At 71.9% G+C, this 14,823-nt stretch carries 16 protein-coding genes; 8 read left to right on the top strand and 8 right to left on the bottom strand.

Annotation, left to right across the window (positions count from 1 at the left end):
- Positions 1-48: 48 nt before the first annotated feature.
- The gene (locus ACH45E_RS04285; protein WP_361451486.1) at positions 49-699 is read right to left on the bottom strand and encodes a TetR family transcriptional regulator; all 651 of its coding nucleotides are present in this window, start codon (positions 697-699) and stop codon (positions 49-51) included.
- A gap of 206 nt (positions 700-905) precedes the next feature.
- On the opposite strand from ACH45E_RS04285, the gene ACH45E_RS04280 reads away from it, so the two are divergent.
- From ACH45E_RS04280 to hemC, 4 genes are all read left to right on the top strand, one after another.
- A complete protein-coding gene (locus ACH45E_RS04280) occupies positions 906-2,387 on the top strand; it encodes an MFS transporter (protein ID WP_361451489.1) in 1,482 nt (493 codons plus the stop codon).
- Between the two features lie 326 nt (positions 2,388-2,713).
- Complete coding sequence (locus ACH45E_RS04275) at positions 2,714-3,694, top strand: ATP-dependent DNA ligase (protein WP_361451547.1); 981 nt, start codon at positions 2,714-2,716, stop codon at positions 3,692-3,694.
- 144 nt (positions 3,695-3,838) lie between these two features.
- Positions 3,839-4,615, top strand: coding sequence for an NPP1 family protein (locus tag ACH45E_RS04270; RefSeq protein WP_361451492.1), 777 nt, complete (start codon positions 3,839-3,841; stop codon positions 4,613-4,615).
- Between the two features lie 102 nt (positions 4,616-4,717).
- On the top strand, positions 4,718-5,653 hold the full coding sequence (gene hemC, locus ACH45E_RS04265; RefSeq protein WP_361451495.1) for a hydroxymethylbilane synthase: 936 nt from the start codon (positions 4,718-4,720) through the stop codon (positions 5,651-5,653).
- A 24-nt stretch (positions 5,654-5,677) separates the two neighbouring features.
- Here hemC and ACH45E_RS04260 read toward each other — a convergent pair whose 3' ends face one another.
- From ACH45E_RS04260 to ACH45E_RS04245, 4 genes are all read right to left on the bottom strand, one after another.
- The gene (locus ACH45E_RS04260; RefSeq protein WP_361451498.1) at positions 5,678-6,211 is read right to left on the bottom strand and encodes a hypothetical protein; all 534 of its coding nucleotides are present in this window, start codon (positions 6,209-6,211) and stop codon (positions 5,678-5,680) included.
- 189 nt (positions 6,212-6,400) lie between these two features.
- The gene (locus tag ACH45E_RS04255; protein ID WP_361451501.1) at positions 6,401-7,246 is read right to left on the bottom strand and encodes an ABC transporter permease; all 846 of its coding nucleotides are present in this window, start codon (positions 7,244-7,246) and stop codon (positions 6,401-6,403) included.
- Entirely contained in the window at positions 7,206-8,042 is an 837-nt protein-coding gene (locus ACH45E_RS04250) for an ATP-binding cassette domain-containing protein (RefSeq protein WP_361451504.1), read from the bottom strand. Before ACH45E_RS04250 ends, ACH45E_RS04255 begins: the two co-directional genes overlap by 41 nt.
- On the bottom strand, positions 8,039-8,500 hold the full coding sequence (locus ACH45E_RS04245) for a MarR family transcriptional regulator (RefSeq protein WP_361451508.1): 462 nt from the start codon (positions 8,498-8,500) through the stop codon (positions 8,039-8,041). The genes ACH45E_RS04250 and ACH45E_RS04245 overlap by 4 nt, the downstream gene beginning before the upstream one ends.
- Positions 8,501-8,665: 165 nt before the next feature.
- On the opposite strand from ACH45E_RS04245, the gene ACH45E_RS04240 reads away from it, so the two are divergent.
- Positions 8,666-9,463: an RNA polymerase sigma factor SigF gene (locus ACH45E_RS04240; protein WP_361451511.1), complete on the top strand. Its 798-nt coding sequence runs from the start codon at positions 8,666-8,668 to the stop codon at positions 9,461-9,463.
- Between the two features lie 29 nt (positions 9,464-9,492).
- On the opposite strand, the gene ACH45E_RS04235 is transcribed toward ACH45E_RS04240, so the two are convergent.
- On the bottom strand, positions 9,493-9,825 hold the full coding sequence (locus ACH45E_RS04235) for an ANTAR domain-containing protein (protein ID WP_361451514.1): 333 nt from the start codon (positions 9,823-9,825) through the stop codon (positions 9,493-9,495).
- Between the two features lie 199 nt (positions 9,826-10,024).
- On the opposite strand from ACH45E_RS04235, the gene ACH45E_RS04230 reads away from it, so the two are divergent.
- The gene (locus ACH45E_RS04230; RefSeq protein ID WP_361451517.1) at positions 10,025-10,849 is read left to right on the top strand and encodes a VOC family protein; all 825 of its coding nucleotides are present in this window, start codon (positions 10,025-10,027) and stop codon (positions 10,847-10,849) included.
- Here ACH45E_RS04230 and glgX read toward each other — a convergent pair.
- Both glgX and ACH45E_RS04220 read right to left on the bottom strand, forming a co-directional pair.
- Positions 10,827-12,992, bottom strand: a complete 2,166-nt coding sequence (gene glgX / locus ACH45E_RS04225) for a glycogen debranching protein GlgX (protein ID WP_361451520.1) — start codon at positions 12,990-12,992, stop codon at positions 10,827-10,829. The two genes, ACH45E_RS04230 and glgX, sit on opposite strands and share 23 nt — an antisense overlap.
- Positions 12,989-13,492 carry a pep a2 gene (locus ACH45E_RS04220; RefSeq protein WP_361451523.1) on the bottom strand — a complete coding sequence of 168 codons (504 nt, stop codon included), beginning with the start codon at positions 13,490-13,492 and terminating at the stop codon, positions 12,989-12,991. Before ACH45E_RS04220 ends, glgX begins: the two co-directional genes overlap by 4 nt.
- 301 nt (positions 13,493-13,793) lie before the next feature.
- On the opposite strand from ACH45E_RS04220, the gene ACH45E_RS04215 reads away from it, so the two are divergent.
- Positions 13,794-14,093, top strand: a complete 300-nt coding sequence (locus ACH45E_RS04215; RefSeq protein ID WP_361451526.1) for a DUF5133 domain-containing protein — start codon at positions 13,794-13,796, stop codon at positions 14,091-14,093.
- A gap of 74 nt (positions 14,094-14,167) precedes the next feature.
- Positions 14,168-14,823: maltotransferase domain-containing protein (locus ACH45E_RS04210; protein ID WP_361451529.1), on the top strand; the 656-nt coding region annotated here is incomplete at its 3' end.

The raw sequence follows: 14,823 nt of genomic DNA, 5'->3' as shown, positions 1-14,823 counted from the left end.
GAGTAACCGAGTAACCGAATAGCCGAATAGATGGGAAACGGTTCCGGGTCACGGGCCGGGGCTGACGGGCGCCAGCCACATCCCCACGATCGCGTCGGCGAGGCCGGTGGCGGTCTCGCTCCAGGTGGGGCGCGGGGTCGGGGCGCCGTCGGCGAGGGCCCGTTCGCGCTCGGCACAGGTGTGCAGGATCAGGGTGCGGGCCATCAGGCCACGTTCGGCGCGGACCTCGGCGGGCAGCTCGGGCAGGGTCCGGTGGAGGCCGTCGACGACCTGACGCAGCGACGGCGACTCGAGGGACTCCTCGACGAGGATGTCGTGCAGCGCCGGGTCGGTCATCACCTGGGCGCAGAACCGGGCGTACCAGGTGGGGCTGCCGAGCCCGGCCAGGTGCTCGGTCACCGGGCGCACCAGGCAGTCCACCCAGTCCCGTACGTCGGTGGAGTCACCGGTGGCGGCCACCGCGCGGGCACGGATCCCCTCGATCCGCTGGGCGTGCCGGCGGGCGACGGCACGGACCAGGTCGGTCTTGGTGCCGAAGTGGTAGCCGACCGCGGCGTTGTTGCCCTGACCGGCGGCCTCGCTGACCTGGCGGTTGGACACGGCGTACACGCCGCGTTCGGCGAACAGCCGCTCCGCCGCGCTCAGGATGGCCTCCCGCGTCGCGCCCACCTGATCCGCCCGCGCCGTCCTGCCCGCCATGCTCACCACCGCTCCGGGACTGCGCACCGCCCCGGGGCGGCCAGTCCCGCGAGCCGTCCCGGGTCCTCGACCGGGGCGGCGAGGTCCAGCCAGGGAAGCCTACGTGCCCGCTTCCGGCGACCCGCGGACACACCCGGGAGTTCACTGCCCTTATCGTAAGTCAAGCAACTGACTTAAACATGCGAAGTCACTCGGAGGCCCCTGTCATGTCCGACGCCCCCTCCGTCCGGTCCGCCGCGGCCGGACGATCAGCCCCACCCCGGCCCAACGCGGTGGTGGCCGTACTGGCCCTGGCGGGCATCACCGTGTCGCTGATGCAGACCCTGGTGATCCCGATCGTCCCTGAGCTGCCCGTCTACCTGCACGCCTCGGCGTCGAACGCCGCCTGGGCGGTGACCGCCACGCTGCTCGCCGCCGCCGTGGCCACGCCGGTCGCCGGCCGGCTCGGTGACATGTTCGGCAAGCGCCTCATGCTGCTGGCCAGCCTGGTGCTGCTGGTGGCCGGCTCGGTGGTCTGCGCGCTGAGCGACTCGCTGGTCCCGATGATCGCGGGTAGGGCGCTGCAGGGCCTGGCCGCGGCCGTGGTGCCGCTCGGCATCAGCATCATGCGCGACGAGCTCCCGGCCGAGCGGCTCGCCGGCTCCACCGCCCTGATGAGCGCCTCGCTGGGCGTCGGTGGCGCGCTGGGCCTGCCCTCCGCGGCCTTCATCGCCGATCACTACGACTGGCACGTACTGTTCTGGACCTCCGCAACCCTGGGCGTCGTCGCCCTCGTGCTGGTCCTGGCCCTCGTGCCGGAGTCGCAGGTGCGCACCGGCGGGCGCTTCGACGTCGTGGGCGCGCTGGGGCTGGCGGCCGGACTGGTGTCCCTGCTGCTGGCCGTCTCCAAGGGCGCCGACTGGGGCTGGGGCAGCGGGACCACCCTGGGGCTGTTCGCCGCCGCCGTCGTGGTGCTGGTGGCGTGGGGCTGGTACGAGCTGCGGACCACGCAGCCGCTGGTCGACCTGCGCACCACGGTCCGCCGCCAGGTGCTGTTCACCAACCTCGCCTCGATCGCGTTCGGTTTCTCGATGTTCGCGATGTCGCTGGTGCTCCCGCAGCTGCTCCAGCTGCCCGCGCAGACCGGCTACGGCCTGGGCAAGTCCATGCTCACGGTCGGCCTGGTGCTCGCCCCGCAGGGTCTGGTGATGATGGGCTTCGCGCCCGTCTCGGCGGCCATCACCAAGGCCAGGGGCCCGAAGGTGACGCTGATGTGCGGTGCCGTGATCGTGGCCGCCGGATACGGCCTCAACATCCTGCTGATGAGCGAGGTCTGGCACCTCATCCTGGTGTCCTGCGTCATCGGCGCGGGCGTCGGCTTCGCGTACGGCGCCATGCCGGCCCTGATCATGGGCGCGGTGCCGGCGGCCGAGACGGCCGCGGCCAACAGCCTCAACACGCTGATGCGGTCCATCGGTACGTCGGTGGCCAGCGCGGTCGCGGGTGTCGTCCTCGCCCAGATGACCATCAGCCTCGGCGGCCACGCGCTCCCCTCGGAGAACGGCTTCAAGGTCGTCATGGCCCTGGGCGCCTCGGCCGCCGTCCTCGCCTTCGTGCTCGCCTCCTTCCTGCCCCGGCACCGCCCGGCGGACGCGGCACCCGCCCCTGCGTCCGCCGCGCCGCCGGCCGAAGCGGCCGAGGTGGCCTGACGGCCGGGTGCCCCGGGCCGGACCGCGCCCCCGTACGGCGGAGTCCCGCGGGGGCACGGGCCGGCCGTCACGTCCCGGGGCGACGCGGCCGGTATCCGCACCGTGGCCGACCAGGGGGGATCTCGCTCTCCCCCGGCGCCATCCGCGCGCTGATCGCGCACTTCCCGGACGGGACCGGTCCGGGCCGGCCCGTACCGGTCGTGTCCGTCGCCCGCGCCCCGGCCTGCGTCGCCGGAGGCACCGGCGGCACCGGCCGTTCAGGGGAACCGGCCCGGAAAGGCGCGTGAGCCGGGCGGGCGCGGTCGACATCTTCAGCCGTGACCGCCGTGACGCTGCCGCTGATCCCGCCGATGCTCGCCACGCCGGGCACGCTGCCGCCCGTCGCACAGGACGCCCGGTGGGCCTACGAGACCAAGCAGGACGGCCAGCGGGTCGTGGTCTACCTGCCCGGCGACGGCAGCCTGCTGCTGCGCAACCGCTCCGGCGAGGACATCACCGCCGCCTACCCCGAACTCCAGCCGCTCGGTCGTGCCCTCGGCACCACCCCGGCCGTCCTGGACGGCGAGGTCCTCGTCCTCGACGAACACGGGCGCGCCGACTTCCAGTTGCTGCAGAGCCGCATGGGCCTCGCCCACGCACCGGCCCGGGCGGCCCGCCGTGCGGCACAGGTGCCCGCCCATCTGGTGCTGTTCGACCTGATGCACCTTCAGGACATCCCTCTTCTCACCCTCCCCTACGTCCGGCGCCGGGTACGGCTGGAGGACCTCGGCATCGAGGGGCCGTCCTGGTCGACCCCGGCCGCCGTCGTCGGCCACGGCGGCGAGGCACTGCGGGCGACCCGGGAGCACGGGCTCGAGGGCCTGGTGTGCAAGCGGCTGGACTCGGTGTACGAGCCCGGCGTGCGCTCCCGTGCCTGGATCAAGATCCGGAACATGCGCAGCGAGGACGTCATCGTCGGCGGCTGGCTGCCCGGGAAGGGCCGGCTGACCGGGCTGCCGGGCGCGGTACTGGTCGGCCAGCGCGCCGCCGGCCGGCTGCGGTACGTCGGCGGGGTGGGCACCGGCTGGAGCGAGGCCGAGCGGGCCGAACTGGCCCTGCTGCTGCGGGCCGCCGAGACCGGCGTGTGCCCCTTCGACCCCGTGCCGCCGGTCTCCGGCGCGCACTGGGTGCTCCCCCGGCTGGTCGGCGAGGTCAGCTACAGCACCCGCACCCGGGCGGGCATGCTGCGCCAGCCGTCCTGGCTGCGGCTGCGACCGGACCTCGCGCCGGAGGAGTCGGCGGCGGACCTGCCCGACGACACGGTCTGACACCGACTGGCACCGCCCGGCACCGCCCGGCACCAGGGCACTGTCGGGCGCGACTTCATCACCGGTACGCCCCCGCCCCCTTGGCAACGCAAGGGCGGGCGTGGATGCTGAACTGCCTTGCCCCCCACCCACGTTGGAGGACCAGTGTCGTCCCGCACGTTCCGCATCGGGCGCCGGAGATGGCTCGCCGGCCTGGCCGGTGCCGCCGCCCTCGTCGTCGCCTTCCCCGCCGCCGCCTTCGCCGCCCCGCCCCAGGCGCTGCCCGTCAACGCCGAGGCCGCGGAACTGACGTACCAGCCCGCCTTCGACTACGACACCGACGGCTGCTACCCGACGCCCGCCATCGGCCCGGACGGCACGGTCAACGGTGGGCTGAAGCCGACGGGCGCGCTCAACGGCAACTGCCACGACGCCTCCGACCTGGACAACACCAACAGCTACTCACGCTACAAGTGCGACAACGGCTGGTGCGCCTACATGTACGGCCTGTACTTCGAGAAGGACCAGGCCCTGCCGGGCAGCAGCATCGGCGGTCACCGGCACGACTGGGAGCACGTCGTGGTGTGGGTGCGGGACGGCCAGGTGCAGTACGTGTCGACCTCGAACCACGGCTCGTTCACCGTGCACGCGGTCTCCGAGGTCCGCTTCGAGGGGACGCACCCGAAGGTCGTCTACCACAAGGACGGCATCAGCACCCACTGCTTCCGGCTGGCGAACGGCAACGACGAACCGCCGGAGAACCACAAGCACACCTGGCAGTACCCGTCGCTGGTCGGATGGAACGGCTACCCGGCGGGCCTGCGTGACAAGTTGAGCGCGTACGACTTCGGCAGCGCCCACTTCGGGCTGAAGGACGACAGCTTCGCCTCGCACCTGGCCAAGGCCAAGCCGTCCGGGATCACGTTCGACCCGGCTGCCTGAGACCGGCCCGGCGCTCAGGCGAGGGAAAAGTTCCGCTACAGCCTGACGGCCACGCGCTGAACCTGGCACCGAGGAGGCCGGCACACCCACTATCGTGTCCCCATGGCTGTCCCGGAACTCATCCGTATCGTCTCCCGCGACTCGCCGATGGCACTCGCCCAGGTGGAGCGGGTCCGCGCCGAACTGGCCGCCCTGCATCCGGGGGTGCGCACGGAGGTCGTCCCGGTGAAGACGACCGGGGACAAGTGGCTCGGCGACCTGGCGCAGGTCGAGGGCAAGGGGGCGTTCACCAAGGAGGTGGACGCCGCCCTGCTGGCCGGTGCGGCGGACCTCGCGGTGCACTGCGTCAAGGACGTGCCCGCCGACCGGCCGCTGCCCGCCGGGACGGTGTTCGCCGCGTTCCTCGAGCGGGACGACATCCGTGACGCGCTCGTCCACCCGGACGGACTCACCCTCGGCGAACTTCCGCCGGGCACCCGCGTCGGCACCTCCTCCGTGCGCCGGGTCGCCCAGTTGGCCGCTTCCCATCCGCACCTGGAGTGCGTGCCGTTCCGCGGCAACGCCAACCGCCGGCTGGAGAAGCTCGCGGCCGGTGAGGCCGACGCGCTGCTGCTGGCGGTCGCCGGTCTGGAGCGGATCGGCCGGCGGGACGTGATCACCGAGGTGCTGTCCGAGGAGACGATGATGCCGCCGATCGGCGCGGGCATCCTCGCCCTGCAGTGCCGCGAGGGCGACACCGAACTGATCGACGCGGTCAGCGGACTGGGCGACCCGGACACCCACCGGGAGGCCACCGCGGAGCGCATGTTCCTGCATGTGCTCCAGGGGCACTGCAACAGCCCGATCGCCGGGTACGCGCGCGTCGACCCCAGTGGCGAACTGGCCCTGCGGGCGTGTGTGTTCACCCCGGACGGCAAGACCCGGCTGAACGCCCACGAGTGGGCGGGCCGCCTCGACCCGGCCACCCTGGGCACATCCGTCGCGGTGTCCCTGCTGCGGCAGGGCGCCCGGGAGATCATCGACGGCATCCCGCACTGACGCCCGGCGCCGGGACCGCGGCCGTCAGGCGGTGGCGGTGCCCGGCTCTCCCTGGTCCCGCAGGAAGGCGCTGACCTGGTGGGCCAGGCTGCCCGGTCCGGCACCCGTGGCGGCGCCGGCGCCGACCTGGCTCTCGTGCACACCGAGACCGCCCGCCCACAGCCGGCGCTCGGTCCACTCCTCGTCGACCCGCAGCTGGATCTGGACGTCCACCTGGGCGAGGGCGGCCTCGGGACCGGCCGCGTACAGCACGGCGGTGGCGCGGCGCAGCGGGTAGACGTCGAAGCCCTCGATGAACTGGGAGTTGCGCCAGTCGATGAAGGCGCTCTCGCCGTCGGGGCCGAGGCGGACGTCGATCTGGCCGTCCTCCAGGTGCACGAGGAAGTGCTGGTCACCCCGGTTCTCGACGGTCACCCGGAGACGGAAGTACGTCAGCCCGGCGGCGGCGTCGTCCCGTCCGCGCGGTGGCTCCGCCGCCTCCAGACGGTGGACGCGGACCCGCAGACCGGCATGCTCCTCGTACTCCTGCCAGTCCCCGACCACGTTCGGCTCGTACACAGTGCCCCTCTCGACCTCAAGGCCTGCTTCCTATCTGTGGGCTCAGCGCACTGTCAAATGAGCAGAATGCGCTGTGGCCAGGGGATTCGCCCGCTTTGATCAACGATCAAGCGTTGCGCAGCAGAAATCCCGTCAGCGGGCATGCCGGCGGAGTGAGGGTGCGTGCCGCACATCACGTCCTCGGCAAGATCAGCGGGCCAGCCGGCCGAGAGTCGAGGAGGCCGCGGTGATGCCGAGCGCGGCGGCCACCGCGAGGACGCCGAAATCGGCGGCGAGATGCGCGGGCGTGCCCAGCAGGAGGCCGCGCAGGGCGTCGACCTGGTAGCTGAGCGGGTTGACCTTGCTGACGGCCTGGAGCCAGCCGGGCATCACGGAGACCGGGTACAGGGCGTTGGAGCCGAAGAACAGCGGCATCGTGATCGCCTGCCCGAAGCCCATCAGCCGGTCGCGGCTGAGGACGATGCCCGCGATGGTCATCGACAGGCAGGAGAAGAAGACGGAGGCGAGGACGACGGCCGCCCCGACGCCGAGCAGCTTCAGCGGGTTCCAGGTCAGCGCCACGCCCAGGACCGCCGCGATGACGATGACGACCACGGCCTGGACCAGCGACTTCACACCCGCCGCGAAGGCCTTCCCGGTGATCAGCGCCGACCGCGGGGTCGGGGTGACCAGGAGCTTGTTGAGGATGCCGGCGTCCCGCTCCCAGATGATCTGGATGCCGTAGAAGATGGCGATGAACATCGCGGACTGGGCGATGATGCCGGGCGCCAGATAGTCGGTGTAGGGGATGCCACCGGTGGGTATCGCCCGGATCCGGCTGAAGGTCTGACCGAAGATCAGCAGCCACAGGGCGGGCTGGACCGCCCGCGTGTACAGCTCGGTGCGGTCGTGGCGCAGCTTCTGCAGTTCCACGGCACACATCGCGCCGACCCGAGCGGGCAGCAGCCGCCATCCCGCCCGGGGCACAGGCGGCCTGAGCAGCAGGTCCGTGCCCTCAGCCGACGCGGTTCGCGGTGCGGCGGGTGCTTCGGACATCGCGGAAACCTCCCTGCGACCGCTCGTCGAGACCACTGCCGGCGACGTCCCGGAAGACGTCCTCCAGGGTGGGGAGGGTGGTGGTGTCCCGGCGTTCGGCGAGGCCGTGGCGGAGTTCGGCCGGGGTGCCCAGGGCCCGGACGCGGCCGTGGTGCATCAGGCCCACCCGGTCGCAGTACTGGTCGGCCTCGTCCATGTAGTGGGTGGTGACCAGGACTGTCATGCCGGTGGCGGCGCGGACGGCGTTGATGTGTTCCCAGACGCCGGTGCGGGCGATCGGGTCCAGACCGATGGTGGGCTCGTCCAGGATCAGCAGGCGCGGGGCGCTGACCAGGGCCTGGGCGAGTTCCAGGCGCCGGACCATGCCGCCGGAGTAGGTGCCCGCGAGCCGGTCGGCGGCCTCGGCGAGGCCGACGGCGGTCAGCGCCTGGCCGACCCGGGCGGCGCGCTCGCGGCGGGGGACGTCGAAGACCCGCGCGAACAGGGCGACGTTCTCGCGTCCGGTGAGCCCGCTGTCGGCGGACAGCTGCTGGGGGACGTAGCCGAGCAGCCGGCGTACGGCCATGCGGTCCTTGGCGGTGTCGTGGCCGAAGACCCGGACCATGCCGGGCGGGACCGGCAGGAGGGTGGTGATGCAGCGGATGGCGGTGGTCTTGCCGGCACCGTTGGGGCCGAGCAGCCCGAAGACCTCGCCCTCGCGCACGGCCAGGTCGAGCCCGTCGACCGCCTTGGTGTCCCCGAAGGCGTAGGCGAGCCCGGCACAGGTGACGGCGTCGGTGGTGGTGTCCCGCGTCATGGTTCCCCGGCCTCCTCGTGCAGGGTGACGGCCAGCTCGCGCAGCGCCGGAAGCGCGGCGCGCAGCGCTTCCCGGTCGGCTTCGCCGAGCCGGGCCACGTGCCGGCCGACGAGCGCCGCCCGCCGTCGCTGCCAGTCACTCAGCCGGCCGCGGGCCGCCTCGGTCAGTTGCAGGCAGGCGGCGCGCCGGTCGGCCGGATCGGTCTCCCGGAGCAGGTATCCGTCCCGGACCAACTGGTTGACCAGGGTCGACACCGAGTTGCCGGCCAGGTACAGCTCCTTGGCGGCGTCCGAGATCCCGATGCCCGGCCGGCCCTCGACCAGGCGCAGCAGTTCCACTTCGGCACCGCGCAACCGCGACACGGTGAGTCCGCCGCGCAACCGCCGGCGGATGAGCCGCTGCACCCCGACCAGGGCGGCGGCCAGTTCCTCCGGAAAGGTCTCGGTTTCCGGTTCCACACGGTGAGATTACCTCTGTGACAGAGGCAATCTCACCCAAGCGGAGGTCAAGACCAAGGAGAAGGGAGATAATCGGTGTATGTCATCCTATGAGGTGATTCGTTTTGAAACATCCGACTGCGGAAGTGTCTTCCCACCCGGCACCCGCTGAGGGAGGTGCGCGCGATGCGCGGCACCAACAGGACGAAACCCCACCCGCACGACGACGCCCCGGACACCGCCGAGGCGTTCGAGCGACTCGCGGTACTTCCCGACGGCCCCGAGCGACAGGCGCTGCGGGACGAACTGGTCCGGCTCTGGCTGCCCATGGCCGAGCGTATCGCCGTGCGCTTCCGGGGCCGCGGCGAGTCACTGGAGGACCTCTACCAGGTGGCGGCGCTGGGCCTGGTGAAGGCGGTCGACCACTTCGACCCGGCGCGCGGCCGTGCCTTCGAGGCATACGCCGTACCGACCGTCACCGGCGAGATCAAACGCCACTTCCGTGACCACATGTGGACCCTGCACGTGCCGCGCCGGGTGCAGGACCTGCGCAACCGCGTGCGCAGCACCGTGAAGGACCTGGCGCAGACCACCCCGGGCCGCGCGCCCACCGTCGCCGAGATCGCCGAGCGCGCGCACCTGTCCGAGGACGAGGTGCTGACCGGCCTGGAGGCCCTGGAGTGCTTCACGGCGCTGTCACTGGACGCCGAGATGCCCGGCACGGACGGTTACGCGCTGGGGGACGCCCTGGGCGGGCCCGAGCCCGGCTACGACCTGGTCGTCGACCGGGCGGCGGTCAGACCCTGTCTGCAGGCGCTGCCCGAGCGCGAGCGGATGATCCTCTACCTGCGGTTCTTCCGCGGCATGACGCAGAGCCGGATCGCACAGCAGCTCGGCATCTCGCAGATGCACGTCTCCCGGCTGCTCAGCAGCTGCTTCGCGCACCTGCGGGAGGAGTTGCTGGCCGAGACGGACATGGCCTGACCGGTCACTCGGCGTCATGGCCCGATCCGTCACTCGGGCGGCGCGCCCGGGATCCGGGTCGGGCCGTGCCGGTCGAGGGCGTCCTCCAGCGCGGCCCGGACGTCGGTGGGCAGGTCGCCCGTCCGGCCCCAGACGAGCACGAGTTCGGCGATGTTGCGGAGCTTGATGTTGGTGTGCTGGGAAACCTCCTTCAGCACCATCCACCCCTGGTCGGGCGCGACCCGCCCGAGCCCGACCATCACCCCGATCGCCTGGTCCACGACGGCGTGCGAGGTGACGGCCTCCTTCAGCTGCTGGACTTCCTCCTGCAACGCGAGGACGCGGTCCGGGTCGGCCTCGTCCTGGCGGCCGTCAGCGGTCATGGTCGCCTCCCTGTCGGCACAGGGCTTCACCTCGCGGCCCTGAGCCCATCAATACACCGTGGTTCCGGACCCCGCCACGCACCGCCGAGCCGTTTGGGAACACGCGGACGGGGTACTCCGCAGGCGCCCTTACCGCTTCCGGATGGACACTGGTGGGAGACCGGTGGCTGCCGGTCGCCGAGACCAGGACGCGACTGCCATGAATCACGACACCACCCTCCCCGGCGGTACCACGGACCCACGGAACCTCACGCACGTCGTCTCCACGCATTCCGTGTTCGGTACACCCTGCTGGGTGAGTCTGACCAGCCGCGACCTGCGAGCCACACAGGAGTTCTACGGAGCCGTGCTGGGCTGGAAATGGCGCGAGGTCCGGATGGGCGACCACTTCCGCATCGCGCTGGCGGGCGGGGTACCGGTCGCGGGCATCGCGGCGGTCGCCACCATGTGGCAGATGGCGGTGGCATGGACGCCGTACTTCGCGGTCCCGGACGCGGACGTGGCCGCGGCGCGGGCCCGGGAACGCGGCGGCACGGTGGCCGTCGGGCCACTGTCCTTCCCTCCGGGCCGGGCGGCGCTCCTCGCCGACCGGGACGGCGCCACCTTCGGGATCTGGGAAGGCAAGCTCGTCTCCAACTGGGAGTCCTGGCGGAAGGCGGCGCCGACCTTCATCCGGTTGCACACCCGCAACGCCTTCGACTCGGCCATCTTCTACGGCGAGATCCTCGACTGGGCCGCCTCGGACCGTCCCGGCTGCTGCCAGGTCGAGTACGAAGGGGGCGAGGTGGTGCTGCGCAGCCGGGGCGACGTGGTGGCGCGCATCGACTCCGGTGCGGCGGAGGCGGCGCCCGACCCCACGGTCCGGCCGCACTGGCAGGTCCACTTCGCCGTGGACGACGTGGCGGCCTGCGCCCGGGCGGCGGAGCAGCACGGCGGCAGCGTGCTGCGGGAGGACGTGGACGAGGCGATCCTGCGCGACCCCGACGGCGCGCAGTTCACGGTCACGGCCCGGTCGGACCGGTGACCTGACCGCTGCGGGACGGGCGGGACAGCAATACCAGGCTGCGGGGCTCCAGCCGCAGGCGGGTGCCCGCCTTACGTTCCCGTTCGTCGGGGACGCCCTCGGGGTCGGCGGTGTCGATCAGCGTGGCCCAGCGCTCCCCGTAGGTCCGGTCGGGCAGGCGGAAGTGCACGGGCTCCCAGTAGCCGGTGAGGAGCAGCAGGAACGAGTCGTCGATCACCGGGCGCCCGTACGCGTCCCGTTCGGCGATGGCGTCGCCGTTGAGGAACATGCCGACCGAGTGCGCGTCGGCGCGCTGCCAGTCCCGGTCGGTCATCTCGCGCGCGTCGGAGCGCAGCCAGACCAGATCGGGCAGCGGCTGCTCGGAGTTGGTGGCCGTCTCACCGCGGAAGAAGCGGCGGCGGCGCAGTACGGGATGCCCGGTGCGCAGCGCGATGAGGCGCCGTGTGAAGTCCGTGAGCGTGCGCTGCTCCTTGGTCAGCCGCCAGTCGATCCAGGAGACTTCGTCGTCCTGGCAGTAGGCGTTGTTGTTGCCGCGCTGGGTGCGGCCCAGTTCGTCGCCGTGGCAGAGCATCGGGATGCCCTGGGACAGCAGCAGCGTGGCCAGCAGATTGCGTTGCTGACGGGCGCGCAGCTCCCGTACGGCGGGGTCGTCCGTGTCGCCCTCCACCCCGCAGTTCCAGGACCGGTTGGCGCTCTCGCCGTCCTGGTTGTCCTCGCCGTTGGCCTCGTTGTGCTTGTCGTTGTACGACACGAGGTCGCGCAGGGTGAAACCGTCGTGCGCGGTGACGAAGTTGACGCTGGCGCGCGGCCGGCGCCGGCTGTGCCCGTACAGGTCGGCGGAGCCGGTCAGCCGGGAGGCGAACTCGCCGAGGGAGCCGGGTTCGGCCCGCCAGAAGTCCCGTACGGCGTCCCGGTAGGGGCCGTTCCACTCCGACCACAGCGGTGGGAAGTTGCCCACCTGGTAGCCGCCCTCGCCGACGTCCCACGGCTCGGCGATCAGCTTGACCCGGCTGATCACCGGGTCCTGCTGGATGAGGTCGAAGAACGCCGACAGCCGGTCCACCTCGTGGAACTGCCGGGCCAGGGTGGCCGCGAGGTCGAAGCGGAACCCGTCGACGTGCATCTCGGTGACCCAGTACCGCAGTGAGTCCATGATCAGCTGGAGCACGTAGGGGTGCCGCATCAGCAGGCTGTTGCCGGTGCCGGTGGTGTCGTAGTAGTGCGCCCAGTCGCCGTCGACGAGGCGGTAGTACGAGGCGTTGTCGATGCCCCGGAAGGAGAGGGTGGGGCCCAGCTCGCTGCCCTCGGCGGTGTGGTTGTAGACCACGTCGAGGATCACCTCGAGCCCGGCCTCGTGCAGCGCCTTCACCATCGCCTTGAACTCGTCGACCTGTTGCCCCCGGGTGCCGAAGGCGGCGTAGCCGTTGTGCGGCGCGAAGAAGCCGATGGTGTTGTAGCCCCAGTAGTTGGACAGCCCGCGGTCCTGGAGCACGCCGTCGTGCACGAACTGGTGCACCGGCATCAACTCGATGGCGGTCACGCCCAGTTCGGTCAGGTGCTCGACGACCGCGGGGTGGGCGAGGCCGGCGTAGGTGCCGCGCAGCCGCTCCGGGACGCGCGGGTGGGTGCGGGTCGTTCCCCGTACGTGCGCCTCGTAGATCACGGAGTCGGCGTACGGCCGCCGGGGCGGCCGGTCGTCGCCCCAGTCGAAGTACGGGTCTATCACCACGCCGAGCATGGAGTGCCCGGCACTGTCGGCCGGGGAGGGACCGCTCGGCGCGCGTTCGTACAGCGAGGCGTGGTTGTCGATCTGCCCGTCGACGGCTCGCGCGTACGGGTCGAGGAGCAGCTTGGCCGGGTTGCAGCGGTGGCCCAGGTCGGGGTCCCAGGGTCCGTGGACCCGGTAGCCGTAGCGCTGCCCCGGCCCGATCCCGGGCAGGTAGCCGTGCCAGACGAAGCCGTCGACCTCGTTGAGCGGAACGGGGGTCTCGGTGCCCGAGTCGTCGACGAGGATCAGGTCGACCCGCTCGGCCACCTCGCTGAACAGGGCGAAGTTGGTGCCGTGCCCGTCGAAGGACGCGCCCAGCGGGTAGGGGTGCCCGCTCCACACGGGCGCCGCTTTCCGGGATCGCCGCGCGGTCACCGGGCCCCTTCCAGGACGCCGTCCGCCGCGGCGGCGAGGGCGGTCACCGGCAGTTCGCGGGGCACGTCGAGTCCCTCGATGAGGTTGGGCGCCGGGGCCGTCGGGACCAGCGGGACGCGCTGGCCGGCGCGGGCGCGCCGCGAGAACCAGATGATCTTGCTGCCGCCGACGGTGGCGCAGCAGCCCCAGCCGTCGCTCATCGCCGCGATGCGGACCAGGCAGCCGCGCAGATCCTGGTCCGGGCGCAGGTCGCGGTCATCGCCGCCGACCGCGGTGATGAGGTGCTGGCCGTTCCACCACATCTCGATCGAGATGTGCTTGTCGGTCGCGTGCTCGTCGATCGCCCGCAACAGCAGTTCGACGCCGCTGCGGACCGGGTCCACGAGGTTCTCGAGGTCCCAGTAGCGGAGGTGGGCGGCCAGGATGCGGCTGACCTGTCCGACCCGTTCGGGGCTGACTTCCACGTCGAGGTGGTAGTAGCAGGGCACTGCGGTCTTCATCGTCGCTTGCTCCTCACCGGCGAAGCTCTCGCTCGTCCTCGCCCCGCCCGGCCCAGTGCCGGACACGGAGGGTGAGCGTTGGTCGCTTCTGAGTCAGATCCACAGTGCGGTCGCTACGCCATTCGTGCAACACGAGAGCACCAGTGAGGTAGTTGAGAAGCCAACAAGACGCTGCGTGGCTGTGCGTGCACCATAAGTGAAAGCCTCGAGCGCCGTAACGGATCCGTGCATCCCCGTGCCCGGATGCCACCCGACCGTCGGGAAGCGTGCCCAGTCGAGAGCGTCGGAAGGTGAAGGGGCCATGCTGCTACCCGCGAAGGCCGAAGTGGCCCGGTTGTTGCGGCGGTACCGGGCGTGGGAACGGCTGATGCTCGCCTCGCCCTCCGACCGGACCGTACGGACCGCCTTCGAGGACTCGGGCTACACCCTGTGCGTACTGATGGGAAAGCGGTGCGCCCGGGAGGCCGCGGACGCCGCCGAGCGCTATCTGCGCACCACCCTCGCCGTCTACCTCCAGGAGCAGGCCGGGCGCCCCCTGGTGAAGGGCCGGTCCAGACGGGCTCCCCCGCCCAAGCGGCGGCCGACGGCGGGAACGTACTGACCTGATCTTCCAGCACCCATCGGATTCACAGCCGGGCCCCGGGCCCGGCTTCGCGCACGGCGGAGGTGACACCCATGAGCTCGACCGAGACCATCGGCCGCATCCCGGTCCGGGACGTCCAACCTGCCGTGGAGCACGGCAGACGCCCTGCGAAGGCGGTCGTCGGGGAGACCTTCCAGGTCACCGCCTCCGTCTTCCGCGAGGGCCATGACGCCGTCGGCGCGAACGTGGTGCTGTGCGATCCCGAGGGCCGTCCGGGCCCCTGGACGCCGATGCGTGAACTCGCCCCGGGCACCGACCGGTGGGGCGCCGAGGTCACCCCTGGGGCCATGGGCCGCTGGACGTACACGGTGGAGGCCTGGAGCGACCCGGTGGCCACCTGGCGGCACCACGCGCGGATCAAGGTCCCGGCGGGGATCGACACCGGCCTGGTGCTCGAGGAGGGCGCCGAACTGCATGCCCGGGCCGCGGCCGGGGTCCCCGCGGGCCGGAAGCGCAAGGTGGTGCTGGCGGCCGCGCGGGCCCTGGGCGACGACTCCCTGGCCCCTGACTCCCGGCTGGCGGCGGCGTTGGCGCCGGAGGTGGGCCAGGTCCTGGCCCGGTATCCGCTGCGGGAACTGGTCACCGCCTCCGATTCCCTGCCGCTGCTGGTGGAACGCGAACGGGCCCTGTACGGCTCCTGGTACGAGTTCTTCCCCCGCTCCGAAGGCACCCGAGAGCACCCCCACGG

This window comes from Streptomyces sp. NPDC020299 (genome assembly GCF_044387825.1).
Lineage (GTDB): Bacteria > Actinomycetota > Actinomycetes > Streptomycetales > Streptomycetaceae > Streptomyces.
The sequence above is the reverse complement of the archived record's forward strand: the minus strand, read 5'-3'. Positions and strand labels throughout refer to the sequence as shown.

Coding starts and splice junctions, on each gene's coding strand:
- ACH45E_RS04235 (WP_361451514.1), bottom strand. CDS start 9,825: ATGACCGCTGACGGCCGCCAGGACGAGGCCGACCCGGACCGCGTCCTC.
- ACH45E_RS04250 (WP_361451504.1), bottom strand. CDS start 8,042: ATGACGCGGGACACCACCACCGACGCCGTCACCTGTGCCGGGCTCGCC.
- ACH45E_RS04255 (WP_361451501.1), bottom strand. CDS start 7,246: ATGTCCGAAGCACCCGCCGCACCGCGAACCGCGTCGGCTGAGGGCACG.
- ACH45E_RS04220 (WP_361451523.1), bottom strand. CDS start 13,492: ATGAAGACCGCAGTGCCCTGCTACTACCACCTCGACGTGGAAGTCAGC.
- ACH45E_RS04280 (WP_361451489.1), top strand. CDS start 906: ATGTCCGACGCCCCCTCCGTCCGGTCCGCCGCGGCCGGACGATCAGCC.
- ACH45E_RS04240 (WP_361451511.1), top strand. CDS start 8,666: ATGCGCGGCACCAACAGGACGAAACCCCACCCGCACGACGACGCCCCG.
- ACH45E_RS04285 (WP_361451486.1), bottom strand. CDS start 699: ATGGCGGGCAGGACGGCGCGGGCGGATCAGGTGGGCGCGACGCGGGAG.
- ACH45E_RS04215 (WP_361451526.1), top strand. CDS start 13,794: ATGCTGCTACCCGCGAAGGCCGAAGTGGCCCGGTTGTTGCGGCGGTAC.
- hemC (WP_361451495.1), top strand. CDS start 4,718: ATGGCTGTCCCGGAACTCATCCGTATCGTCTCCCGCGACTCGCCGATG.
- ACH45E_RS04230 (WP_361451517.1), top strand. CDS start 10,025: ATGAATCACGACACCACCCTCCCCGGCGGTACCACGGACCCACGGAAC.